This is a genomic window from Klebsiella sp. SWET4, assembly GCF_024296565.1.
GTDB lineage: Bacteria > Pseudomonadota > Gammaproteobacteria > Enterobacterales > Enterobacteriaceae > Klebsiella > Klebsiella variicola.
Genome location: NZ_JANCOB010000007.1, coordinates 113,409 through 137,523, shown reverse-complemented (window position 1 = coordinate 137,523; position 24,115 = coordinate 113,409). Strand labels below are relative to the sequence as shown.

21 protein-coding genes are annotated in these 24,115 nt (G+C 59.4%); 9 read left to right on the top strand and 12 right to left on the bottom strand.

The annotated features are described in order from the left end of the window. Window positions 1-96: 96 nt before the first annotated feature. On the bottom strand, window positions 97-1,521 hold the full coding sequence (locus tag NKJ21_RS17070) for a 6-phospho-beta-glucosidase (RefSeq protein ID WP_022065322.1): 1,425 nt from the start codon (window positions 1,519-1,521) through the stop codon (window positions 97-99). 26 nt (window positions 1,522-1,547) lie between these two features. After that, on the bottom strand, window positions 1,548-2,990 hold the full coding sequence (gene ascF, locus NKJ21_RS17065) for a PTS cellobiose/arbutin/salicin transporter subunit IIBC (protein ID WP_012967363.1): 1,443 nt from the start codon (window positions 2,988-2,990) through the stop codon (window positions 1,548-1,550). A gap of 267 nt (window positions 2,991-3,257) precedes the next feature. Between ascF and NKJ21_RS17060 the strand changes: the two genes are divergently transcribed. The 5 genes from NKJ21_RS17060 (at window position 3,258) to NKJ21_RS17040 (ending at window position 10,029) form a co-directional block, all read left to right on the top strand. Then, window positions 3,258-4,271 carry a LacI family DNA-binding transcriptional regulator gene (locus tag NKJ21_RS17060; RefSeq protein WP_022065321.1) on the top strand — a complete coding sequence of 338 codons (1,014 nt, stop codon included), beginning with the start codon at window positions 3,258-3,260 and terminating at the stop codon, window positions 4,269-4,271. A 135-nt stretch (window positions 4,272-4,406) separates the two neighbouring features. Beyond that, window positions 4,407-4,934, top strand: a complete 528-nt coding sequence (gene hydN / locus NKJ21_RS17055) for an electron transport protein HydN (protein WP_008806174.1) — start codon at window positions 4,407-4,409, stop codon at window positions 4,932-4,934. An 8-nt stretch (window positions 4,935-4,942) separates the two neighbouring features. Beyond that, entirely contained in the window at window positions 4,943-7,177 is a 2,235-nt protein-coding gene (hypF, locus tag NKJ21_RS17050) for a carbamoyltransferase HypF (RefSeq protein ID WP_080928918.1), read from the top strand. Beyond that, window positions 7,174-8,187 (top strand): HoxN/HupN/NixA family nickel/cobalt transporter, encoded by a 1,014-nt coding sequence (locus NKJ21_RS17045; RefSeq protein ID WP_008806172.1) that lies wholly within the window; start codon window positions 7,174-7,176, stop codon window positions 8,185-8,187. Before hypF ends, NKJ21_RS17045 begins: the two co-directional genes overlap by 4 nt. A 507-nt stretch (window positions 8,188-8,694) precedes the next feature. Next, the gene (locus NKJ21_RS17040; protein ID WP_012967366.1) at window positions 8,695-10,029 is read left to right on the top strand and encodes an MFS transporter; all 1,335 of its coding nucleotides are present in this window, start codon (window positions 8,695-8,697) and stop codon (window positions 10,027-10,029) included. Window positions 10,030-10,068: 39 nt separating this feature from the next. Here NKJ21_RS17040 and NKJ21_RS17035 read toward each other — a convergent pair whose 3' ends face one another. After that, window positions 10,069-10,785 (bottom strand): IclR family transcriptional regulator, encoded by a 717-nt coding sequence (locus tag NKJ21_RS17035; protein ID WP_008806170.1) that lies wholly within the window; start codon window positions 10,783-10,785, stop codon window positions 10,069-10,071. 166 nt (window positions 10,786-10,951) lie between these two features. Between NKJ21_RS17035 and NKJ21_RS17030 the strand changes: the two genes are divergently transcribed. Together NKJ21_RS17030 and NKJ21_RS17025 are read left to right on the top strand one after the other, a co-directional pair. Next, window positions 10,952-11,647, top strand: a complete 696-nt coding sequence (locus NKJ21_RS17030; protein ID WP_008806169.1) for a diguanylate cyclase — start codon at window positions 10,952-10,954, stop codon at window positions 11,645-11,647. Then, window positions 11,644-12,591 (top strand): hydroxyacid dehydrogenase, encoded by a 948-nt coding sequence (locus tag NKJ21_RS17025; RefSeq protein WP_008806168.1) that lies wholly within the window; start codon window positions 11,644-11,646, stop codon window positions 12,589-12,591. Before NKJ21_RS17030 ends, NKJ21_RS17025 begins: the two co-directional genes overlap by 4 nt. 194 nt (window positions 12,592-12,785) lie before the next feature. Here the strand turns inward: NKJ21_RS17025 and norW are convergent, their stop codons facing one another. Continuing rightward, window positions 12,786-13,919: an NADH:flavorubredoxin reductase NorW gene (norW, locus tag NKJ21_RS17020; protein WP_254733017.1), complete on the bottom strand. Its 1,134-nt coding sequence runs from the start codon at window positions 13,917-13,919 to the stop codon at window positions 12,786-12,788. Beyond that, on the bottom strand, window positions 13,916-15,364 hold the full coding sequence (gene norV, locus NKJ21_RS17015; RefSeq protein ID WP_072125712.1) for an anaerobic nitric oxide reductase flavorubredoxin: 1,449 nt from the start codon (window positions 15,362-15,364) through the stop codon (window positions 13,916-13,918). Before norV ends, norW begins: the two co-directional genes overlap by 4 nt. A gap of 187 nt (window positions 15,365-15,551) precedes the next feature. On the opposite strand from norV, the gene norR reads away from it, so the two are divergent. Continuing rightward, complete coding sequence (gene norR, locus NKJ21_RS17010) at window positions 15,552-17,102, top strand: nitric oxide reductase transcriptional regulator NorR (RefSeq protein WP_254733015.1); 1,551 nt, start codon at window positions 15,552-15,554, stop codon at window positions 17,100-17,102. Here norR and gutQ read toward each other — a convergent pair. The 7 genes from gutQ to NKJ21_RS16975 form a co-directional block, all read right to left on the bottom strand. Continuing rightward, window positions 17,065-18,030 carry an arabinose-5-phosphate isomerase GutQ gene (gutQ, locus tag NKJ21_RS17005; protein ID WP_008806164.1) on the bottom strand — a complete coding sequence of 322 codons (966 nt, stop codon included), beginning with the start codon at window positions 18,028-18,030 and terminating at the stop codon, window positions 17,065-17,067. The genes norR and gutQ overlap by 38 nt on opposite strands. Continuing rightward, window positions 18,023-18,796, bottom strand: coding sequence for a DNA-binding transcriptional repressor (locus tag NKJ21_RS17000; RefSeq protein WP_008806163.1), 774 nt, complete (start codon window positions 18,794-18,796; stop codon window positions 18,023-18,025). The genes gutQ and NKJ21_RS17000 overlap by 8 nt, the downstream gene beginning before the upstream one ends. 67 nt (window positions 18,797-18,863) lie before the next feature. After that, entirely contained in the window at window positions 18,864-19,223 is a 360-nt protein-coding gene (gene gutM / locus NKJ21_RS16995) for a transcriptional regulator GutM (protein WP_012540781.1), read from the bottom strand. A 618-nt stretch (window positions 19,224-19,841) separates the two neighbouring features. Further along, the gene (gene srlD / locus NKJ21_RS16990) at window positions 19,842-20,621 is read right to left on the bottom strand and encodes a sorbitol-6-phosphate dehydrogenase (RefSeq protein ID WP_008806161.1); all 780 of its coding nucleotides are present in this window, start codon (window positions 20,619-20,621) and stop codon (window positions 19,842-19,844) included. A 12-nt stretch (window positions 20,622-20,633) separates the two neighbouring features. Then, complete coding sequence (gene srlB, locus NKJ21_RS16985) at window positions 20,634-20,996, bottom strand: PTS glucitol/sorbitol transporter subunit IIA (protein ID WP_008806160.1); 363 nt, start codon at window positions 20,994-20,996, stop codon at window positions 20,634-20,636. Window positions 20,997-21,009: 13 nt separating this feature from the next. Then, window positions 21,010-21,981: a PTS glucitol/sorbitol transporter subunit IIB gene (locus NKJ21_RS16980; RefSeq protein WP_012540783.1), complete on the bottom strand. Its 972-nt coding sequence runs from the start codon at window positions 21,979-21,981 to the stop codon at window positions 21,010-21,012. After that, window positions 21,978-22,541, bottom strand: a complete 564-nt coding sequence (locus NKJ21_RS16975; RefSeq protein ID WP_016161686.1) for a PTS glucitol/sorbitol transporter subunit IIC — start codon at window positions 22,539-22,541, stop codon at window positions 21,978-21,980. The genes NKJ21_RS16980 and NKJ21_RS16975 overlap by 4 nt, the downstream gene beginning before the upstream one ends. A gap of 276 nt (window positions 22,542-22,817) precedes the next feature. On the opposite strand from NKJ21_RS16975, the gene mltB reads away from it, so the two are divergent. After that, window positions 22,818-23,897 (top strand): lytic murein transglycosylase B, encoded by a 1,080-nt coding sequence (gene mltB, locus NKJ21_RS16970; RefSeq protein WP_012540785.1) that lies wholly within the window; start codon window positions 22,818-22,820, stop codon window positions 23,895-23,897. Window positions 23,898-24,115 lie beyond the last annotated feature (218 nt).

The following is a 24,115-nucleotide window of genomic DNA, read 5'->3' as shown; positions in this document are numbered from 1 at the left end:
ATCAGGCTCGAGAAAAAAGCATGTAATAGATGCAACAGAAAGCAGACGCCCGTCCCCCGTTTATCGCGGGGAATGGGCGCGCGTGGGCGAGGACGCTTAGTCGAGATCGGCGCCGTTGCTGGCTATCACCTTCTGGTACCAGAAGAATGACTTTTTACGCTTACGCGCCAGGGTGCCGTTGCCGGCATCGTCGCGATCGACATAGACAAAGCCGTAGCGCTTGCTCATCTCGCCGGTTGACGCCGAGACCAGATCGATGCAGCCCCAGCTGGTGTAGCCCAGCACCGGAATACCGTCTCCGATAGCGTCGCGCATTGCCCTGATGTGCTCGCGCAGGTAGCTGATGCGATAGTCGTCATTGATGTCGCCATTGGCATCGATCTCATCGCGGGCGCCAAGCCCGTTTTCCACCAGGAACAGCGGTTTCTGATAGCGGTCATACATCATGTTCATGGTGATGCGCAGGCCCAGCGGGTCGATGCCCCAGCCCCATTCGCTGGCCGGGATGTGCGGGTTCTTCAGCGACTTGACGATGTTGGCGGCATTGGTGTTGCTGGCGTTCATCTCCGCCGAGGCGCAGCGCGACGCGTAGTAGCTAAAGGAGACGAAATCGACGGTGTTTTTGAGGATCTCGTCATCGCCCGGCTGTTTCGCAATCGTGACCCCTTTTTCCCGGAACACCCGCGCGGCCCACACCGGATAGGCGCCGCGCGCCTGGACGTCGATAAAGAACAGATTTTCGCGGTCCTTCTCCAGCGCCATCCACACATCTTCCGGCTTGCAGGAGTAAGGATAGAAATTGCCGCCCGCCAGCATGCAGCCGACCTGATTTTGCGGGTTAATCTCATGGGCGATTTTTGTCGCCAGCGCGCTGGCCACCAGCTCGTGATGCGCGGCCTGGTACTTCACCTGCTCCTGATTTTCACCCTCTTCAAACACCAGCCCGGCGCCGGAGTAGGGGCTGTGCAGCATGATGTTGATTTCATTGAAGGTGAGCCAGTATTTCACCAGACCGTCAAAAGCTTCAAAGCAGGTGCGGGCGTAGTGGCTGAAAAAATCCACCATTTTGCGGTTGCGCCAGGAGCCGTACTCCATCACCAGATGCATCGGCACGTCGAAATGACACAGCGTGACCAGCGGCTCGATACCGTGCTTTTTGCACTCCTCAAACAGTGAGCGGTAGAAGGCGATGCCCTGCGGATTCGGCTGCTGCTCGTCGCCGCGCGGGAACAGGCGGCTCCAGGCGATGGAGGTGCGAAAGACGCTGAACCCCATCTCGGCCATCAGGGCAATATCTTCTTTATAGCGATGGTAAAAATCGATCGCCTCATGGCTGGGGTAAAATTCGTCTTCACGCAGCGTAAAGCGCTTCTCCAGGCCTAATTTTACCGGCAGGCGGTGGGCGCCGTGGGGGAGGGTATCCACGGTGGTCAGCCCCTTACCGCCTTCAAGATAAGCGCCTTCAGACTGGTTGGCGGCCAGTGCGCCGCCCCATAAAAATCCCTGTGGGAAACTCGCCATGCATTACCTCATTATCAATTGTGTGTTCAGGCGTGGGATGCCTGGGCCCGGGCCTGGCGCGCTCTGGCGTCGGCAGCGGCCTGTTCAACGGGAATATCTTCAAAGCCGAGGATCAGCGTCAGGGCAAACGACAGCACCACCGACAGCGCCATCACGCCAAATACCCAGACGATAGTCATCGGATTGGCTGGATCGAAAAACTGCACGCTGGTAAACAGCCCTGGCGCCGCCATCGAATGGCTGGCCAGACCGGCGATTCCCGCCACCGCGCCGCAGATAAAGCCGCTGATTAAGCTGGCGATCAGCGGGCGCTTCAGGCGCACCGCCACGCCGTACAGCGCCGGTTCGGAAATCCCGGCCAGAATCGCCGATGCCGCGGCGGCCAGCGCCGTCTGGCGCAGCTCCGGGTTTTTGGTTTTCCACGCCACCGCCAGCGACGATCCGCCCAGCGACAGGTTGGCGCCGATCTCCGATGGCATCACCATGCCCTCTTTGCCGGTTTCGGCGATGGTCTGAATGATGGTTGGCGTAAAGACGCGGTGCATCCCGGTCATCACCAGCAGTGGCCACAGCCCGCCCATGATCGCCACCGACAGCCAGCCGAGATAGCTGTGGATCGTATACACCAGCGCGGAAATGGCGCTACCGATCCAGATGCCCAGCGGGCCAATCAGCAGGATCGCCAGCGGGGCGGCGATCAGCACGATCAGCATCGGCTTAAGGAAGTTTTTCGTCACCGCCGGGGTAATGCGATCCACCCAGCGCTCGATATACGACAGGCACCAGGTCATCACCAGCGCCGGGATCACCGTGTAGGTGTATTTCACCGCGGTAACCGGAATAAAGGCGAATTCAACGTGTTCGCCCTGGGCGGCTTTGGCCATCAATTCGATAAACCCGGGATGCACCAGCACCCCGGCGATGGCGATAGCCAGCGACATATTGGTTTTGAATTTCACCGCCGCGGAGGCGGCCACCATCAGCGGCAGGAAGAAAAACGCGCCGTCGCCGATAAGCGCCAGAAGTGTCAGCGTCGGCGAGCCTTTCGGCAGCGCGCCGCTCATCTCAAGGATCATTGCCAGCAGCTTGACCATCGATCCGCCGATAATCGCCGGGATCAGCGGCGACATGGTGCCGATCAGCGCGTCAAGGATCCCGGCGCCGATGCGTTTCAGGGTTAGCGGCGCTTTGCCCTGCGGCTCAGCCGGGCGCAGGTCGCCAGGCAGCAGATTCACGACCTCGCGGTAGGCCTGGGAAACGGTATTGCCGATGATCACCTGGCATTGGTTATCGCTGCGCACAACGCCGAGTACCCCGGTCAGGCCTTTCAGGGTGGGGCTATCGACCTTTTCGTCGTCTTTGACCACGAAGCGCAGACGGGTCATGCAGTGGGTCACGGCGGCGACGTTATCGACTCCGCCGATTGCCGCGACTATCTGTTGCGCCAGGGCTGCATAATTTTTCGACATCGGATTTTATCCTGTTTATCAATAGGGTACTGATCTGCTACCGCGCCGCATCGCCGGGCGATACCATGTTTATATAGGAAACCGGTTCCACAAAATCATGGTGAGTTTCATTTGATTGCACAAGAAATAAAAAAAGATGATCTCAATTTTGTGATTTTGATCGCGAAGCGTCGCCGTGAGCCGGATCGCGGTGGTGAACAGGGGAATGCTGTAAAAGCGGGAAACGTGCAGTACACTGCCTGCAACTTTTGCAACAGGAAGAATCACATGGCAACGATGCTGGAGGTCGCAAAGCGCGCGGGGGTATCGAAGGCAACCGTTTCGCGGGTACTGTCGGGCAACGGCTATGTCAGTCAGGAGACCAAAGACCGGGTGTTTAAGGCGGTGGCGGAGAGCGGCTATCGGCCTAATCTGCTGGCGCGCAACCTGGCGACCAAAACGACGCAAACCCTGGGCCTGGTGGTGACCAACACCCTGTACCACGGCGTCTATTTCAGCGAGCTGCTGTATCACGTGGCGCGGATGACGGAAGACAAGGGACGACAGCTGATCCTGGCCGACGGCAAGCACAGCGCGCAAGAGGAGCGGGAGGCGATCCAGTACCTGCTGGACCTGCGCTGCGATGCGATCATCATCTACCCGCGCTTTCTCACCGTTGACGAGATGGACGAGATCGTTGAGAACCACTCGCAGCCGATCATGGTGCTTAACCGCCGCCTGCGTCGCCACGCCAGCCACTGTGTCTGGTCCGATCAAAAAGCCTCGGCGATGCGGGTGGTGGAGCGGCTGATTGCGCTTGGCCATCGCGATATCGCCTTTATTACCGGCTCCCTTGACTCACCCACCGGCGTCGAACGCCTTGCCGGCTACAAAGACGCGCTGGCTGGCCATGGCATCGCCCTGAACGAGGCGCTCATCGCGGAGGGGCGCTGGACGCCGGAAACCGGCGCGGCGGCGGTGGAGATCCTGCGTCAGCGCGGGGTGACCTACAGCGCGCTGGTGGCGAGCAATGACGATATGGCGATCGGAGCGATGAAGCAGCTTCACCAGCTGGGCGTTAAGGTTCCGGATCAGGTCTCGGTGGTGGGGTTTGATGATATTGTGCTGGCGCCGTATATGGTGCCGTCGCTCGCCAGCGTTCGGGTACCGGTGACGGAGATGATTAAAGAGAGCATCAATCGGCTGATATTTATGCTGGATGGTGGGGAGTTCAACTTTCAGCAGAGCTTCCCCGGGGCGCTAATTGAGCGTGATTCACTGGTGGCGGGTCCCTGTGCCTGACGTCGTCAGCTGTCATCGTCACTACTGACGATGACAGCAAATGTTCGATTTAATTCTATTAACTATCAATGACATAAAAACTGGAACGTATTATGCATACTCCGGCGCCTAACCTTCTTACTGCTGGAGAAATGGATGAACCGTTTCATTATCGCCGATGCGAGCAAATGTATCGGCTGTCGCACTTGCGAAGTGGCCTGCGTGGTGTCCCATCAGGAACATCAGGATTGCGCCGCCCTGACGCCTCATACCTTTCAACCGCGTATTCACGTGATCAAAGGGGTCAATGTCTCCACGGCGACCGCCTGCCGTCAGTGTGAAGACGCCCCCTGCGCCAACGTCTGCCCGAACGGCGCCATCAGCCGCGATAAAGGCTTTGTCCATGTGATGCAGGAGCGCTGCATCGGCTGCAAAACCTGCGTTGTTGCCTGCCCGTACGGGGCGATGGAGGTGGTGGTGCGCCCGGTGATCCGCCATAGCGGCGCCGGACTGAACGTCGTGGCGGAAAAAGCCGAAGCCAACAAGTGCGACCTCTGCTTCCACCGCGAGAGCGGCCCGGCCTGCATGGAAGTCTGCCCGACGCACGCCCTGGTGTGCGTTGACCGCAATAAACTCGAGCAGATGAATATCGAGAAACGTCGCCGTACGGCGCTGGCCTGGTAAGTCGTGGCATGAACGGGGTGCAAATCCGCATTCGCGGTAAAGTGCAGGGGGTGGGGTTCCGCCCCTTTGTCTGGCAGCTGGCCCGGACGCAGGCCCGCTGCGGCGATGTCTGTAATGACGGTGACGGCGTCCTCGTGCGGCTGGCCGGGGGCGACGATGGTTTTACTGCCGCTCTGGCTGACCACTGCCCGCCGCTGGCGCGTATCGACAGCACCGACTGCACCCCTTATTGCTGGACGGCCACGCCGAAGGATTTCACCATCCGCGAGAGCGGGGTGGGATGCATGCGCACTCAGATCGTGCCCGATGCCGCGACCTGTCCGGCGTGCCTCGCGGAGATGAACGATCCCCGGGCGCGCCGCTACCGCTACCCCTTTATCAACTGCACCCACTGCGGGCCGCGGTTAACCATTATCCGCGCCATGCCCTACGACCGGCCTTTCACCGCAATGGCGCCGTTCCCGCTCTGTTCCCCTTGTGAGGCGGAGTTCCGCGATCCTGCGGATCGCCGTTTTCACGCCCAGCCGGTGGCCTGCCCCGACTGCGGGCCGCGGCTGGAATGGCGGGCAGAGGGGGAAACGCTGAACAGCGAGGCGGCGCTGCAGGCGGCCATCACGCGGCTGGCGGCAGGCGACATCGTGGCGATAAAAGGCATCGGCGGCTTTCATTTGGCCTGCGATGCCGGTAATCCCGCTGCCGTTGCCACGCTGCGGGCGAGGAAACACCGTCCGGCGAAACCGCTGGCGGTAATGTTGCCGTCAGCGGCGGGCTTACCCGCCGACGCCGCGGCGCTGATGGGCTCCCCGGCGGCGCCCATCGTACTGATTGCTAAAGCGCAGGTCTCCGGCCTGTGTGACAAGATTGCGCCAGGACTTGCGGAAGTAGGGGTGATGCTGCCGTCTAATCCGCTGCAGCATTTGCTTCTGCAGGCCCTGGCGCGCCCCATCGTCATGACCTCCGGCAACCTTAGCGGCCGTCCGCCGGCGTTAAGTAATGCTCAGGCGCTCAACGACTTAGCCGACATTGCCGACGGCTTTCTCTTGCATAATCGCGACATCCTGCAGCGAATGGATGATTCGCTGGTGCGGTCAAGCGGTGAAATGCTGCGCCGCGCCCGGGGCTACGTCCCGGATGCGCTGCCGCTGCCGCCGGGGCTACGAGACATCCCGCCGCTGCTGGCTCTCGGCGCGGATATGAAAAATACCTTCTGCCTGGCGCGCGGCAGCGAAGCGGTGCTGAGCCAGCACTTTGGCGATCTTGGCGAGGAAGGCGTTGAACAGCAGTGGCACAGCACCCTGCAACTGATGCAAAGCATTTACGCGTTTGTGCCGCAGTGGGTGGTGGTTGATGCCCATCCCGGCTATCGTTCAACGCAGTGGGCGGCGTCCCTGTCGCTGCCGGTGGAGACGGTGCTGCATCACCATGCTCATGCTGCGGCGTGCCTGGCCGAGCACCGCTGGCCGCTTGACGGCGGCGACGTTATCGCCCTGACCCTCGACGGCATCGGCATGGGGGAGAACGGCGCGCTGTGGGGCGGGGAGTGCCTGCGGGTTAACTATCGCCAGTGCGAACATCTTGGCGGGTTGCCGGCCGTCGCGCTGCCGGGCGGTGACCTGGCAGCGCGCCAGCCGTGGCGAAATCTGCTGGCTCAGTGCCTGGCCTTTGTCCCTGACTGGCAGGATTATCCGCAGACCGCCCCCCTCCGCCAGCGCAACTGGCCGCTGCTGGCGCAGGCCATCGATCGCGGCATTAACGCGCCACGCGCCTCGTCCTGCGGACGGCTGTTTGATGCCGTTGCCTGCGCGCTGGATTGTGCGCCGGAGAGCCTGAGCTATGAAGGCGAAGCAGCCTGTCGGCTGGAAGCGCTGGCCGTCAGCTGCCCCGGCGTCAGCCACCCGGTTACGCTGCCGTGGCGCGACGACGTGCTGGACTTAGCCACCTTCTGGCGACAATGGCTGGGCTGGCAGGCGACCCCGGCGCAGAAAGCCTGGGCCTTCCATGACGCCCTGGCCTGTGGGCTGGCGGCGATGGCCTGCGACTGCGCCACCGCTCGCGGCATCGACACGATAGTTTGCACCGGCGGGGTGCTGCATAACCGCTTGCTGGCGGCGCGATTGACCTTTTATCTGGCGGATTTTACTCTGCTGTTTGCGCAGCAGTTGCCGGCCGGCGACGGCGCAATCGCATATGGTCAGGCGGTGATCGCCGCCGCCCGCGGGCAGGCTCAAGGAACACAATCATGATAATGACAGTTTTACGCCAGCAGCCGCGCGCCGCGGGTCTGGTGCTGGGGTTGATCGCGGCGAATTTACTGGCCTGGTGCTGGGCGCTGCAGGCTTTTGGCGACAGCGGCGCGCTGATGGCCGCCAGCCTGCTGGCCTGGGGCTACGGCCTGCGCCACGCAGTTGATGCCGACCACATCGCGGCGATTGATAACGTGACCCGCAAGATGATGCAGCAGGGGCGGCGGCCATTCGCCGTCGGGGCCTGGTTCTCGCTGGGCCACTCATCGATTGTGGTGCTGGCCTCGGCGGCGATTGCCGCGACCGCCACGGCCTTCAGCGCGCAGATGAGCTGGCTGCATGACACCGGTAGCGTCATCGGCACCGCCGTGTCGGCCCTGTTTTTACTGGCGATGGCCTTTATCAACCTGGTGATTTTACGCAGCGTGTGGCGCAGCTTTCGGGCGTGGAAGCGCGGTGAGAAAGTGAGCGACGAAATCGTCAGCGGCGGCGGGGTGATGAGCTGGCTGTTTGGCAAAACCTTCCGTCTGGTCAGCCGCAGCTGGCAGATGTACCTGGTCGGCTTCCTGTTCGGCCTCGGTTTTGATACCGCTACCGAAATCGGCGTGCTGGGTATCTCCGCCGCCGGCGCGTCGAGCGGGATTTCCGTCTGGTCGATTATGGTCTTCCCGGCGCTGTTCGCCAGCGGTATGGCGCTGGTGGATACCCTCGATAACGTGCTGATGGTCGGCGCCTACGGCTGGGCGTTCAGCAAACCGCAGCGCAAGCTCTATTACAATATGACCATCACCGGCACCTCGGTGGTGGTGGCGCTGTTTATCGGCGGCCTGGAAGCGCTGGGCCTGCTGATGGATAAGTTTGCGCTCAGCGGCGGGATATGGCGCTGGGTGGGGATGTTAAACGATAACCTTGGCGACGCCGGATTTGTGGTGGTGGGGCTGTTCGTCGCCTGTTGGGCGCTGTCGGTGCTTAACTACCGCTGGCGCGGCTACGACAATCTGGCGCGTTAACCTGGAGATTTTCCCGGCTTGCGCTGTGCTTAGCCGGGCTACCCGATCTGCCCGGCGGCGCTGCGCAGGCTGACCCAGGTCCTGGTGATGCATCCCTCTGCGTCAATAACCTCAATTACTTAACTCATTGAAAAATTATTATTTTTTATCAAATCTTCATTTTCCCTCGTTTTAACGACCCGAAGCATCTGTGATTTACCTCTTATTTACATAATTTAAACCACTCGTTAACTGGATAAAAACACGACAGCCTCGTTATAGTAGTTTTGTAAAATAAAACTAAGTTGTACAGAGTGCAACAATAGCGAGATGTTCATGGAGATCGTTACCGCGCCGCACCTTGCGGCCAGAAACGTGTGGCTTGCGTTACCTGGTGAAGCAACATGACAACCCAGGCAGCCCATCCTCATCTCCGGACGCGGCAAAACGGACGCATCAGGCTGAAGTCACTTATTTCGTCACTACATCGTTTTCCTGATAAACATAATGAAACCCTGCGAGGAAACCATGACCGATCAATTACCGAACCGCGCTATCGATAACGATGCGCTGGAAAAAGAAACCATGCGGCGGGTTATCTGGCGCATCCTGCCTTTCCTGGTTGTCAGCTACCTGGTGTCGATTATTGACCGGGGCAATATTGGTATGGCTGCGCTGCAGATGAATGAGGATCTGGGCCTGAGTAAGGCGGCTTTTGGTTTCGCCAGCAGTTTGTATTTTGTCGCCTATTTTATCTTTGAGGTGCCCAGCAACCTGGCGATGCAGAAGGTGGGGGCCCGCTTGTGGATCCCGCGCATTATGATCAGTTGGGGAGTGGTATCGATGTGTATGGCGCTGGTGCAAAACACCACCTCCCTTTACATCGTCCGTTTTTTACTGGGCGCTGCCGAAGCGGGCTTTTTCCCGGGCGTGGTGCTCTATCTTACCTGGTGGATCCCGTCACGCTACCGTGCGCGCATCATTGCCTCTTTTATGGTGGCCATTCCGCTGGCTAACTTTATCGGCTCACCGCTTTCAGGGCTGATCCTGATGCTGGATGGCTGGTTAGGGCTGCGCGGCTGGCATCTGTTATTCATTATTGAAGGGTTGCCGGCGGTGCTGCTGGGGATTGCCGCTTTCTTTATTTTGCGCGACCGCCCGCATCAGGCTGCCTGGTTAAACGACCGGCAGAAGACGTGGCTGGAAAACACGCTTCAGGCGGAGCGCCAACAGCAGAAACAGATCGGCCATACCACCACATGGCAACTGTTGAAGCATCGCCAAATCTGGCTGATGGCGTTGATTTACGCCGGTGCGTCGTCTGCCGGCACCACGCTTAGCGTCTGGTCTCCACAGCTGCTGAAGTCGTTCCATCTTGATAACCTGACCACCGGGCTGCTGAATGCCATCCCCTATGGTCTGGCCTCGGTGCTGATGATTGTCTGGGGACGTAGTTCGGACCGGAACAATGAACGCCGCTGGCACACGGCTCTCACCCTCTTTATGATTGCGGCTGGCGTGTTCGCGGCGTTTATCAATCTGTCGCTTCCGGCCACCATTATGATCCTCAGTACCATACTGATTGGCGCTTATGCGGCGAAGGGCCCCTTCTGGGCGCTGGCATCGGGCTGGATGAGCAGCACGTCAGCCGCCGCCGGGCTGGCGGCCATCGGCGCGATCGCCAACCTGATTGGCGGCGCGGTGATGGTGAATGCCTATGGCATTATTAGCGAACGGACAGGAAGCCATACGCTGGCGATGCTGCCGCTGGCCGCCTTGTGTCTGGCAGGCGGCATTGCGGTGCTGGCCATGGGACGGCGTTACTCGCAGACTGCCAGGCAGGAAAAACAGATGACCCATTAATAAGCAAAGGCGGGATTTTTCCCGCCTTCTTAGCCAATCTTACTCTTTCAGACCGTAAAACCTTTCGCAGAATGGCTTGCTGGCGCCTAGCTTGAGCGACAGGCGGTTGGCCGTCTCCTGCATGAGCTGGCTGATGCCGTTTTCTTTACGATCTTCCGTCAGACGCGATGCCGGCCCGGTCAGGGCCAGCGCCGCGATCAGTTTATCGTGGACGCCAAACACCGGCATTGCGAAGGCCGCGGTGTGCGGGTCGCGCGCGCCGGAGGTATAGAACGGCAGCGTCGGTTCGTCTTCCTGCAACGATTCACCCAATCCCCAGTGGCGTAAAACCTTGCTGATAGCGGAACCATCCAGCGGGAACTGGCTGCCGGGCAGGTTGCTGTGGCGTAATCCCTGGGAGGCTTCGGCGCGGAACAGACACAGGCGCTGTCCCCCCTCAATCACATACCAGCTCGCGCTTTCGCTGGAGGCCTGTGACAGCGCCTGCAATTCCGGCTGTACGACTCTGGCAAGTTCAAATGATTGCTCATAGAGCTTGCCGAGATAGAGCAGACGGTGGCCGAGCGTATAGGTGCCATCGTCGTGCCGGATGATGTAGTTCATTCGCTCAAGCGAATTCATCAGGCGATAAACGGTTGTTTTGTGATATCCCGAAAGCTGGGCCAGCTCCGTTAACGTCAGACTGTCATTACCGGGACGGAAGCAATCAAGTAAAGCCAGCGCCTTTTCAACGGCAATTACGCCTTCATTCCCCATCATGTTCTCCTTTTTGCCGAACAAAATTGTACCTGAATTTTGTGAGTAACTTCGTGTTTACATCACAAACAACTTCGCAACACTGGCGAAAAGCGAAGCAATGCTCGTATAGTTGTTTTATATAGTACACGTGAGTTGTATCCAGTAAAACAAATGGAGAGTAACCATGCCTGCTTCGCAACAGAAACTCATCAACTTTGATATTGCGCGTGTTGACGCGGAAGAGGTCCGCCAGGCCGCCGAATTTCAGGCCGCCATTCTGGCTGACGTGGCCGGACGCCGTGGCACATTACATGGCCGCATCAAGCCGCTGGCGCCGCATATGGCGGTTGCCGGGCCAGCGATTACCGTAGAGGTCCGCCCGGGGGATAACCTCGCTATTCACGCCGCAATGGCCGTCGCCAAACCTGGCGATGTGCTGGTCATCGACGGGAAGGGCGATCTCTCCTGCGCGCTGCTGGGAGAGATCATGGCGACGCAGGCCCAGGCCAGCGGTATCGCAGGGATTATCATTGACGGCGCCGTTCGCGATGCGGAAACCTTAAGTAACCAACGCTTTCCGGTTTTCGCCGCCGGCCTGAATCCGTGCGGCCCCACCAAGTTCATTCCAGGCAGGGTCAATCACGCTATTTCAGTCGGTGGCGCCGCCGTGCAGGCAGGTGACTTAGTGGTAGGGGATATTGACGGCGTGGTCGTTATCCCGCGCGATGAAGTTCGCACCATCATCGAACTGGCGAAAGGCAAACTGGCGATGGAATCAAAACGTCTGGTTGCTATCCGCGACGGCGACCTTCGTCCGCACTGGCTGGAGAGCGCTCTGCGTCAGGCAGGGATGCTGAGCGAAGGGGAGACACTGCCATGAGCGCTAAAAACGTCATCCTGATTACCGGCAGCGATTTGGCTGCAGCAGCGCTGGAGATGCTGGAAGATTACGAGCTTGTCTTTGCCGGCCGCCAGCCAACAGAATCCCAGCTGATAGCCTTGTGCCAGCAGCACAATCCGCTCGCGATACTGGTGCGCTATGGCAAAATCACGGCCGCCGTCATGGATGCCGCCCCGGCATTGAAGGTGATTGCCAAACATGGCAGCGGCATTGATGTCATTGACGTTGAGGCGGCCACCGCGCGCGGCATAATGGTTCGCGCGGCGACGGGGGCCAATGCCGCCGCGGTTTCCGAACACACCTGGGCGTTAATTCTGGCCTGTGCCAAGTCGGTAATTCCGCTTGACCGCCGCCTGCGTGAAGGGCACTGGGATAAATCAACGCATAAATCACTCGAACTTGAGGGCAGAACGCTGGGACTGGTCGGCCTCGGCGCTATTGGCAGCCGTGTGGCGAAAATTGCCGTCGCCTTTGGTATGAAGGTTCTGGCTTACGATCCCTACGCGAAAACGGTCCCGCCGGAATGTGAACGTGTTGACGAACTCAAAGACCTGCTGATGCAGGCCGATGTTCTGTCCCTTCATTGTCCCTTGACGCAACACAACAGAGGAATGATCAATGCCGCCACGCTGGCGCAGTGTAAGCCGGGCGCTATCCTGGTGAATACTGCGCGCGGCGGGTTGATTGACGATGTGGCGCTGGCCGCAGCATTAAAAGCGGGGACCTTGCGCTGGGCGGCGCTCGACAGCTTTCACAGTGAACCACTCACCACGCCGCATATCTGGCAGGCGATTGATAATGTCATTCTGTCTCCGCATGTGGGTGGCGTTAGCGATGCCTCTTACGTGAAAATGGGGACCGCCGCCGCAGCCAACATTCTGCAGGTGCTGCAGGAGTCGGCTCAGACAGAAACAACGTTTTGAGTGTTAACCGAACCTGCGCTCCCGGTTAATTTTTCGGCACTCTGTTTTCCGTGGCGCAGGGAGCGGCCAGACGCCGCCCCCTGCGCTGGCGGCGCTGCGCTTGCGCGGGCCTACAGTATATGAGCTTACGGGCGGCCTCCGTAGGCCGGGTAAGCGTAGCGCCACCCGGCAAAACAGGGCTGCCTGGACGGTAATCAACTCACCAGCTGTTTGAGCAGCGCAAAGGCTTCCTTCATTTTGTCTTCACTCACCACAAAGGCGCGCAGCTGGTTTTCGGCATCCACGCCTTTCGCTACCAGCCCCTCTTTGGCGGCTACGATATTCCACGTCAGATCGTCGCGGCGGGTGTCGCCGGCCAGATGCAGCGGCAGATCCGGCGTTTTCACTTTCACCAGCATTGGCGGCAATGTGAGCTCGCCCGTCTGCGCCAGAAGGTTTTTACTCAGGCACATGGCGCTGAGTAAAATCGGCTGCAGGAACGGCAGTACCGTACCGTTGATTTCCGCGCAGTCGCCGAGGGCGTAAATCGCCGGGTCGCTGGTTTGCAGCTGGTTATTGACCACCACGCCGCGGTTAATCTGCAATCCAGCGTGGCGCGCCAGCGACGTTTCCGGGCGCAGGCCGGCGGCGGCCACCACCGCATCGACGATTATCGCGCGCTGGCGATCGAGGCTGACGCGGATGCCGTCGGCGGTTTGCTCCAGCCCCTCAAGCTGCGTTTTCAGCATCAGGTGTACGCCCATCTCGGTAAGCCGATGCTGCAGGCGGCTGCTGGCCTCCGGCGGCATCAGCGCCGCCAGCACGCTGGCTGAGTTATCGACTACCGTTACCGCTTTACCGGCGCGGCAGAAATCCATCGCCAGTTCGCAGCCAATCAGGCCGCCGCCGACGATCAGCACCCGCCTGGCGTCGTGCAGCTGGCTCTGCGCCGCGCCGTATTCGCGCTGGCTGTTCAGCGTCAGCATCAGCTCGCGTCCCGGTACCGGGGGGATAAACGGCGTCGCCCCGGTGGCCAGCACCAGTTTGTCATAGCGCCACTGGTTATCCTGGCTCTTCACTAACCGGTTTCCGGCGTCGATATCGCTCACCCAGGTGTGGGGAAACAGGCGCAGAGTGTACTGCTCGGCGAACTCGCCGGCGCTTTGCAGGGTCAGATCGTCGGCGTTCTGCCCGCGGCTGATGACATGGCTGAGGTCCGGTTTGTTGTATTCATCCATGCTATCGGCGGCGATTAAGGTCAGCGGGATTTGCGTATCCTGCTTACGGATATTTTTCACCAGCTGGCGGGCCGCGAAGCCCGAGCCGATGATGACGATGCCATCACTCATTTTGCCTCCGTCGCCAGTACGTCAAAGACATCTTTGCCAAGAGAACACTCAGGGCAGAGGAAATTGTCCGGCACTTCACTCCACGGCGTACCCGGCTGGACATCCTGGTTGGGTTCGCCTTTCGCCGGATCATAGACCCACTGGCACACGCTGCACTGCATCATGGGACCGAGATCGGCGGCCGCGGCGGCGGCACAGGCACAGTCCTGTTGTTCCGGCGTTGTCGCTGCTTCAGCAACCGGCAGCGGCGAGAGGGCCCACTGGCGGGCGATGTCGCGTCCGTGTTGGCGGCACAATTCCAGCGCGTCGATATCCGGGCGCCATTTGGCTTTCAGGCTCAGCGACATCTCAAAGCCGGCATCCTGCAGGCGGGTGGACAGGCGGTCTACCGCGCCGCCGCTCCAGCCGTGTGAGCCAAAGGCGCTGGCGCGTTTATTGCGAAAACGCAGCCCGGTCATCTCTTCCACCAGCCCGGCGATTTTCGGCATCATCACGTTGTTCATGGTGGAGGTGCCCACCAGCACGCCTTTCGAGCGGAAAACGTTGGTGAGAATTTCGTTTTTGTCGCTGCGGGCGACGTTGAAGATTTTTACCGCCACCCGCGGGTCAACTTCGGTGATCCCCTGGGCAATGGCGTCCGCCATCATACGAGTGTTGTTGGACATGGTGTCGTAGAAAATCGTGATGCGATCTTCCTGATAATCCGCCGCCCACTCGAGGTATTTCTCGACGATTTGCGTCGGGTTATCGCGCCAGACCACGCCGTGGGAGGTGGCAATCATCTCCACCGGCAGGTTGAAGCCGAGGATTTCAGTAATTTTCGGCGTCACCAGGCGGCTGAAGGGCGTCAGGATGTTGGCGTAGTAGCGTTGGCACTGTTCGTACAGTTCAATCTGGTCCACTTCATCGTTGAACAGGTGTTCGTCGCAGTAGTGCTGGCCGAAGGCGTCGTTGCTGAACAGCACCGCGTCGCCGGTCAGGTAGGTCATCATGCTGTCGGGCCAGTGCAGCATCGGCGTTTCCACGAAGATCAGCTGTTTACCATTACCGATATCGAGAGTATCGCCGGTTTTCACCACGTGGAAGTTCCACTCAGGATGATGATGGTGGCCGTTGATCGAGTCGATGGCGTTGGCGGTGCAGTAGATCGGCGTATCCGGGATCTGCATCATCAGTTCGGTCAGCGCGCCGGCATGGTCCTCTTCGGCGTGGTTAATGACGATGTAGTCGAGGTCGGCGAGATCGATTTCGCTGCGCAGGTTCTGCACGAACTCGCGGCTGAATTTATGATCGACGGTATCAATCAGCACGTTTTTCTCTTCGCGGATGAGATAGCTGTTGTAGCTGCTGCCGCGCAGCGTTTTATATTCGGTGCCGTGGAAATCACGCACTTCCCAGTCACGTTGGCCAACCCAAAGAATGTTATTTTTAACCGCAATAGACATAGCAACCTCAATCAATACAGTGTGTTTAAACTCAGTTGACTGGCTTATATCAAGTTGCATGCCAACTTTTTAATTCATTGATAATTAGCTATTTTTAATTTTTTCTGATTTTGGTTGCTGTCAAAATGACAATAGCTAAAATAGTCGATATGACAATGCGTGTTGTCAAAATGACAATGGAGCGGCAATGAGTTTTTCCGTCGACGAGCTGGCGAGAATCGCCATTGATTTACAAAGCGATATTGGTCACACCGACCGCTTTTCGCGCCTGATTACTACCCTGCGGCAGATCCTCGGCTGCGATGCCTCGGCGCTGCTGCGCTATGAGGCGCATCAGTTTGTGCCGCTGGCGATCGATGGCCTGGCGCAGGATGTGCTTGGTCGGCGCTTTGCCCTGGAAGGACACCCGCGGCTTGAGGCGATTGCGCGCGCCGGGGATGTGGTGCGCTTCCCGGCGGATAGCGATTTGCCCGACCCCTATGACGGGCTGATCCCCGGTCATGAGAGCCTGAAGGTTCACGCCTGCGTTGGCCTGCCGTTGTTTGCCGGACAGACGCTGATTGGCGCGCTGACCCTTGATGGTATGAATGCCGACCGTTTCGATAGCTTCAGCGATGAAGAGCTGCGGCTGATTGCCGCGCTGGTGGCCGGCGCGCTGAACAACGCGCTGCTCATCGCCCGCCTTGAGGCGCAAAACGTGTTGCCGGCGCAGCCGGTCAATTATGCGCAACCTGAGCGCCAGGAAATTATCGGCCTGTCAGCGCCCATGCTGCAGCTGAAAAAAGAGATCGATATCGTCGCCGCCTCGGATTTAAACGTGCTGATAAGCGGCGAAACCGGCACCGGTAAAGAGCTGGTGGCGAAAGCGGTGCACCAGGGATCGCCGCGAGCCGCCAATCCGCTGGTCTATCTCAACTGCGCGGCGCTGCCGGAAAGCGTGGCGGAGAGCGAGCTGTTTGGCCATGTGAAAGGGGCGTTTACCGGGGCTATCAGCAACCGCAGCGGTAAATTTGAGATGGCTGATAACGGCACCCTGTTCCTTGATGAAATTGGCGAACTGTCGCTGGCGTTGCAGGCGAAGCTGCTGCGCGTGCTGCAGTATGGCGATATTCAGCGCGTCGGCGATGACCGCAGTCTGCGGGTCGATGTGCGGGTGCTGGCGGCGACGAACCGCGATCTGCGCCAGGAGGTGGTGGAAGGGCGCTTTCGCGCCGATCTGTACCATCGCCTGAGCGTCTTCCCGCTGTCGGTTCCGGCGCTACGCGAACGGGAAAACGATGTGGTGTTGCTGGCGGGCTATTTCTGTGAGCAGTGCCGCCTGCGGATGGGGCTGGCGCGGGTCATTTTGGCTGAGGCGGCGCGAAACAGGCTGCAGCAGTGGTCCTGGCCGGGCAATGTGCGCGAACTGGAGCATGCTATTCACCGGGCGGTGGTGCTGGCGCGGGCCACCCAGGCCGGCGATGAAGTGGCGCTGGAGCCGCAGCATTTCCAGTTTGCGGTGGCCGCGCCGATGTTACCGACTGAGACGGCGGCAGCGGCACCCGCGATAGAGAAGGTCAATCTACGCGAGGCGACCGACTCTTTTCAGCGGGAAGCGATTAGCCGCGCGCTGGAGGCGAATCAGCGCAACTGGGCGGCGACCGCCCGTGCGCTGGAACTGGACGTCGCCAACCTGCATCGGCTGGCGAAACGTCTGGGGCTTAAAGGATCCCCGCCTGGTAAAAATTCTGCAGGTTGATGGCGCCGACCAGTTGACCGTTTTCATCCACGACCGGCGCGGCGCTGATTTTGTGTTTCATCAGTCGCTCTTTGGCTTCCACCGCGCGGCTTTCCGCCTGCAGCGTTACGCCGTTGCGGGTCATCGCCCGAGTGACGCTATCGTTGAGCGTACCGCCAGCAACCAGCCAGCGGCGCAGGTCGCCGTCGGTGAAAACGCCCTGCACGCGGTTGGTTTCATCGCAGACCGCCACCAGGCCGAGCCCGGTTCGGCTGAGTTCAAGCATGGCGTCCATGACGTTGGCCCCGGCATCGACCCGCGGCACTTCTTCGTCGCGGCGCATCAGGTGATGCACCTTATTCAGCAGACGCGCGCCGAGGGCGCCCGCCGGATGGGAACGGGCGAAATCTTCTTCATTGAAACCGCGCGCCTGCATCACCGCCATCGCCAGCGCGTCGCCCAGCATCAGGGTGTTTACGGTGCTGGAGGTCGGCGCCAGATGCATCGGACAGGCTTCGCGCTCCACGGCGATATCCAGCACCGCTTTCGCCGCCAGCGCCAGCGGCGAGGTGGATTTGCCGGTCATCGCCAGCAGCGGAATGGATTTCTCTTCCAGCCGCGGCACGATGAGATCCAGCTCTTTTGCGCTACCGGAGTAGGAGATAAACAGCATCACGTCGCGGCTATCGAGCATACCGAGATCGCCGTGCAGGGCTTCCGCCGGATGGACGAAAAAGGCCGGGGTGCCGGTGCTGGCGAAGGTTGCCGCCAGCTTTTTACCGATGTGGCCGGATTTACCGATACCGGAGACAATCAGTTTGCCCTCGCAGTGGATGATGGTTTCCGCCGCGCGGATGAAGTCGTCGCCCAGGCGTTCCGGCAGGCGGCTCGCCTCCTGCAGCTCAAGCATCAGGGTCTGGCGTCCGGCCTCTAACAAAAAGTTACTCATGATGTTCTCCAGTAATAATGACTTCAATACCTTTGGCTTCCAGCGCCCGCTGGAATTCAGGGTCAATATCGGCATCGGTAATCAATTTATCCACGCGTTCAAGGCCGCAGACAATGTTGGGACTTTTACGGCCAAACTTGGATGAGTCGGCCATCAGGATCACTTCGCGGGCGGCGTTACACATCGCCTTACTGACGGTATAGACCTCGTTAAAGGTGGTGACGCCCGCCACCAGATCAATGCCGTCGGTGCCCATAAACAGCTTGTCGAAGCTGAATTGTTCGAATGCGTTTTCCGCCAGCTGGCCGTGGAATGAAGCCGATTTTTTACGGAAGGTGCCACCCGGCATCAGGATGGTCTGCTCGTTATCGAACTCGGAAAGGGCGTTGACGATATGCAGGCTGTTGGTCATCACCGTGATGTTATTGAAGCGGCTCAGCAACGGCACCATTTGCAGCACGGTACTGCCGGCGTCGAGGATGATTGAATCGCCATCGTGGATGTAGCGCACGGCGGCCTCGGCAATCTGCGCTTTCTTGTGGGTGTTGATCAGCGTCTTGTGGTCGATAGGCGGGTCGGCCTCGTCTTTATTCAACACTACGCCGCCGTAGGTGCGGATGACGGTCCCGGCATTCTCCAGAATCACCAGATCCTTGCGGATAGTGGTGCCGGTGGTGTCGAAGTGTTGCGCCAGCTCTTCGACCGAGCATTTGCCCTGCGATTGCAGGTGCTCGAGAATGGCTGCCTGGCGCTGACGTGGTTTCATAGGCGTTGTATCCTGCGTTTAAGTTTCGAAGTGATAATTTCGCAAGATATTAACTTTCACAACGAAATTATGCATGTTTCGGATTAAGCGCTAATGATAGTGCATTCTGACAGAGCGGATCATTGGGAAAGATCACATCAGGCTGCAATTCCTTGAGATGTTTACCGCTAAGCGTGGGGATTTTTTGCGGGCTGGCGAAGACGGTGAGTCCCTTCATCAACAGCGTATCGCAAATACGATCGTTTTCATCGACGGCGATAGCGACAATCGCGCGTGGTTTAAAGCGCCCGGAGGAACGGCCGACGCCGACGCGGCCCTGCTGGCAAAGGCTATCAAAGGCGCGATTGAAGCGGCGAATTTGCCAGCCGCCGAAAGCCAGCTGAGTCAGCCAGGCGATAGCGGCGACGGTGATTAATGCGGTAACCATAATGTCTCCTGAAGGTGGGGTACCGGGTACAACCCGGGTACCGTTTTTTGTCGGGTGGCGGCTGACGCCTTACCCGACCTACGCTGGCATGTGATCTGTAGGCCCGCGCAAGCGTAGCGCCGCCGGGCAATAACCGCGGGTAAAGAGCTACTTTCGCGCCGGATGGCGGCTGCGCCTTATCCGGCCTACGGTCCGTGCCATTGTGAGCTTAAGATCTCTATCTTGTAACCATGGCTACTGAAACTGCGGTGTTGGTGGCCTCAAAATCGCTGAGACGTTCCCGGAAGGCCGGGGCAGCCCGCATGGATGCGGGCTGAGGGCCGTGATTTGCAGGGACGCTGCCTCGGCCCGACCCGGAGCCTGCCGGGATAAGTCGAAGGTACCACGAAGTGGCGATTTTGGCGGCCAGAGCCCGGGAGTACAGAGGGCGGCGGCGACTGGCCGCCCTCTGTGCGCTCCCTGCGCCATGAGAGCCATAACGCAGAAGAAATATCGGGAGCGCAATGTGCTCGGAATTAACACAAAGCACATGTTTTTCCCCAACCAAAACCGTTGCAAACCGATAACAGTATCTATGGTTTTTTTGCCCGGATAAGCGCAGCGCCATCCGGGAACCTTTTAAAACATCACCTGGCCGCCGGTAACGTTAATTGACTGCCCGGTGCAGTACGACGCCTGCGGGCTGGCGTAAAACATCAACACGTTCAGCACATCCTGGTAATCGCAGCCGCGTTTCAACGGCACCTTATCGATGTAGTACTGCTCGACTTCGCTCTCATCAATGCCGAGCTTGGTGGCATACTGCGGCAGCAGCGACTGGAACATCGGCGATTTCAACAGATTGCCGAGCATCAGCGAATGGACGGTAATACCGTACTCCGCCAGATCCAGCGCCAGCGACTGGGTCAGCCCGACGCCGCCGAACTTCGCCGCGCTGTAGCCGGAGTTGTGCTTACTGCCCACTTTGCCGGACTTCGAGTTGATCTGAATGATGCGACCTTTAATGCCATCGCGGATCATCAGCCGCGAGAACTCGCGGGCGCAGAGGAAATAGCCCACCAGGTTCACCTGCAGCGAGCGGTCGAAATCCCCCAGCGCGAAGTCGCTAATAAACGCCGCTTTGGCAATCCCGGCGCTGTACACTAGCAGATCGACGCGCGTGAAAATCTCATCCACCCCGTGAGCCAGGGCAGTGACGCTGGCTTCGCTGGTGGCGTCGGCGCCGAAGCCGTATGCCGTGCCTTCGCCATATTCAGCGTTGATCTCCTGGGCGACGCGGCTGGCTTTTTCACTTTGAATATCGACCACCGCCACGCGGTACCCCTCGGCGGCCAGACCGCGGCACAGAAACTCTCCTAAGGTTTGTCCGCCACCAATGACAACAGCAACCTGATTCATCTTTCTCTCCTTCTAAGCAACAAATTTCAGTACGCAGCCGGTCGCGATAGCATCCGGCACCGGGCCGGCGACGTGAACGGTTCCGGGAAACTCCGCTTCACGATGGCCGTCGAAGCGCAGGGTGATGTGGCCCAGCTCGCGCAGGTTTTGTTCGGCGACCTCGCCGACGGCGGTCACCGGATAACGCCTGTCGCCGAGCTGCAGCTCTGCGCCCGGCGTCAGGGGGCCGGCAAGCTCGCCGTGGTTGTGAATAAAGCAATACTCTTCGATATCCGCCGGGGCGCCCTCGCGGAAGGTGATCAGCATCTGCTCTTCCAGCGCCATCGTCGCGCAGGCGCCGATGCGGGTAATGGTGGTGTGGTAAATGACGGTCATCTTCAGGAAACTCTTACTGGTAAATAAATCCGGAAACGAACCACGCGATCAGCACGGTTGGCGCGCCGGTGAGGAAGCGGCTGACCAGCACCGACGGCACGCCGACGCGCACGGTATCCTGACGGGCCTCGGCCAGCGACAGGCCTACCGGGATAAAATCGCAGGCGGCCTGGGCGTTAATGGCAAACAGCGCGGGCAGGGCGAGGTGCGGTGGAATGTTGCCAAGGCCGATCTGGACGCCGATCAGCACGCCGATTACCTGGGCGATAACGGCGCCGGGGCCGAGAAACGGCGACAGCAGCGGGAAGGAGCAGATCAGCGCCAGGGTCACCAGCCCCAGCGGATGGCTGGCAAGCGGCGCCAGGCCATGGGCAATCCAGTCGCCGATGCCGGAGGCCATGATGATGCCGATCAGCGCCGAGACGAAGGCCATAAACGGCAGAATGGTTTTCAGCACCGTGTCGATGGTGTCGCGTCCGGCCTGGAACAGCACCGCCACCACCGATCCCATCCCCATCCCGACCTTAGCCAGCAGGCCGTCGCTCTGTTCGGTGATCTTTTTGCTGGCGTCATAATCGCGGCCCGCGGCAGGGAGTGGTTGCGCTGCCGTCTCGCCGCTATCTTCCAGCAGTTTGATGTTCTCTTCTTTCACCCCGGAGACGTAAATATCCTCGACGATATACTGCGCCAGCGGCCCCGATTTGCCGGTGGCATGGATATTCACCGTAGGGATACGGCGCTTGGGATAGAGCCCGCAGCGCAGGGTACCCCCACAGTCGATAATCGCCACGCCGATGTCGCTTTCCGCCGGTTCGCCCTCTTTAAAACCGTCCACCGCCTGCCAGCCGGTCAGGCTGGCGATGCGGTCAACGATCGCCGGGCGGGTGCCGGCGGTGATATAGACGATCTTTTTGCCCTCGACGACGTCGAGCTCAAGCGGGCCGCCCCAGCCGCCGGTGCCTTTCTCAATACGAATGCGGGTCATGATGTCGCTCCTGACAGATGCACTTTCCGGGCAAGCTGAATCGCCATTTTTTTCTCGAAAATAGAGGTGGTCAGGTCGGTGATCCAACCGCGGAAGAAGTTGGTTACCAGGCCAACCAGCAGGTAGCTCACCGCCAGCGGGCCAAGCGGCAGGCCCAGCGTGGTGAGGCCGTTGGCGATACCGAGATAGACAAACAGCTCGCCGGGGTTGATATGCGGAAACAGCCCGTTCATCGAATGACAGCTATAGGAGGCCGCCGCGTAGTAGCTTGGTTTGTACTTCTCTGGCATAAAGCGGCCAAGGCTTAAGGTCATGGGGTTGCAGAAGACAAAGGTACCGATGCAGGGCAACAGCAGGTAACGGGTAAGCGGGTTGCCGGCGCAGCGCTGCGCCAGCTTTTCGATCCGCTGCTGGCCGATAAAGTTGATCAGCGCGTTCATGATCACCAGCAGGCTGATCAGTAAGGGGAGGATCCCGGTCACCATGCCGGTAAATACCTCGCCGCCTTTCTGAAACAGGCCGATAAACCACTCCGCGCCGTGGGTAACGACGTCAATCATTGTTCTCTCCTTCAGCGTGTTATTTTTCTTGCTAACTGCAGGATGATTTTAATCATTTTGAAAGGTTTTAAAGTGTTAAATAGATCGCAAAATGAAAGATAAATATTTTATTTTGAAAGTTTGAGGGCAAGAGGATGAAACGATGAGGCGCATGGCAGTATGTAGGGAAGGGGCGATGAAGGACTATTTTGTCTACAAACGGATTGTCGCTTTCTTGTTGGTCGTCGCATGCTTTACCATAATTATCCCTTGCTGAATTTGTTAAACGGAATTCCCATGTTGAAGCGTCGCTATCTGGCTTTACTTCCCCTTTGTGTGCTCCTCGCTGCCTGCAGCAGCAAACCCAAGACCCCCGCGGAAACGGAGATGGCGAGTGGAACCGGCGGCTTTTTGCTGGAACCGCAGCATAACGTGATGCAGATGGGCGGCGACTTCGCCAACAACCCGGCGGCGGCGCAGTTCATCGATAAGATGGTGGCGAAGCACGGCTTCGACAGACAGCAGCTGCAGGAGATCCTGTCGCAGGCTAAGCGCCTGGATTACGTCCTGCGGCTGATGGATCGTCAGGCGCCGACCGGCCTGCCGCCGACCGGGCCGACCGGCGCCTGGCTGCGCTACAAGAAACAGTTTATTACCCCGGATAATGTGCAGAACGGCGTGGTGTTCTGGAACCAGTATCAGGATGCGCTGAACCGCGCTTATCAGGTTTATGGCGTGCCGCCGGAAATCATCGTCGGCATTATCGGCGTGGAGACTCGCTGGGGTCGGGTGATGGGCAAAACCCGCATCCTTGATGCGCTGGCGACCTTGTCATTTAGCTACCCGCGCCGCGCTGAATACTTCTCGTCGGAGCTGGAAACCTTCCTGTTAATGGCGCGCAGCGAAAGCGACGACCCGCTGGATCTGAAAGGTTCTTTCGCCGGGGCGATGGGCTACGGCCAGTTTATGCCGTCCTCCTATAAGCAGTATGCGGTCGATTTTAACGGTGACGGCCATATCAACCTGTGGGACCCGGTGGATGCCATCGGCAGCGTGGCCAACTACTTCAAACAGCATGGCTGGGTGAGCGGCGATCTGGTGGCGGTGCAGGCGCTGGGCCAGGCGCCGGGGCTGGAGAATGGTTTCAAAACCAAATACAGCGTGTCGCAGCTGGCGGCGGCGGGGCTAACCCCAACCCAGCCGCTGGGTAACCATCAGCAGGCCAGTCTGCTACGGCTGGATGTCGGCACCGGCTATGAGTACTGGTACGGGCTGCCGAACTTCTACACCATCACCCGCTATAACCACAGCACCCACTACGCGATGGCCGTCTGGCAACTGGGCCTGGCGGTTTCTCAGGCCCGTGGCGGGTACTGATTTTCATCCGGCTGACAGATTCCGCGCCTCCCCGGATAGCGGCGCGTAGCGCCTTATCCGGGCTACGGTCTGGTATCCGGTTGGTAGCCCCGGTAAGCGCAGCGCGACCGGGGGAGAGTTCAATGACAGCTTGTCGCCCATCGGTAACACAGCGGCTACGTTACTGACAGATTCCGCGCCTCCCCGGATAGCGGCGCGTAGCGCCTTATCCGGGCTAC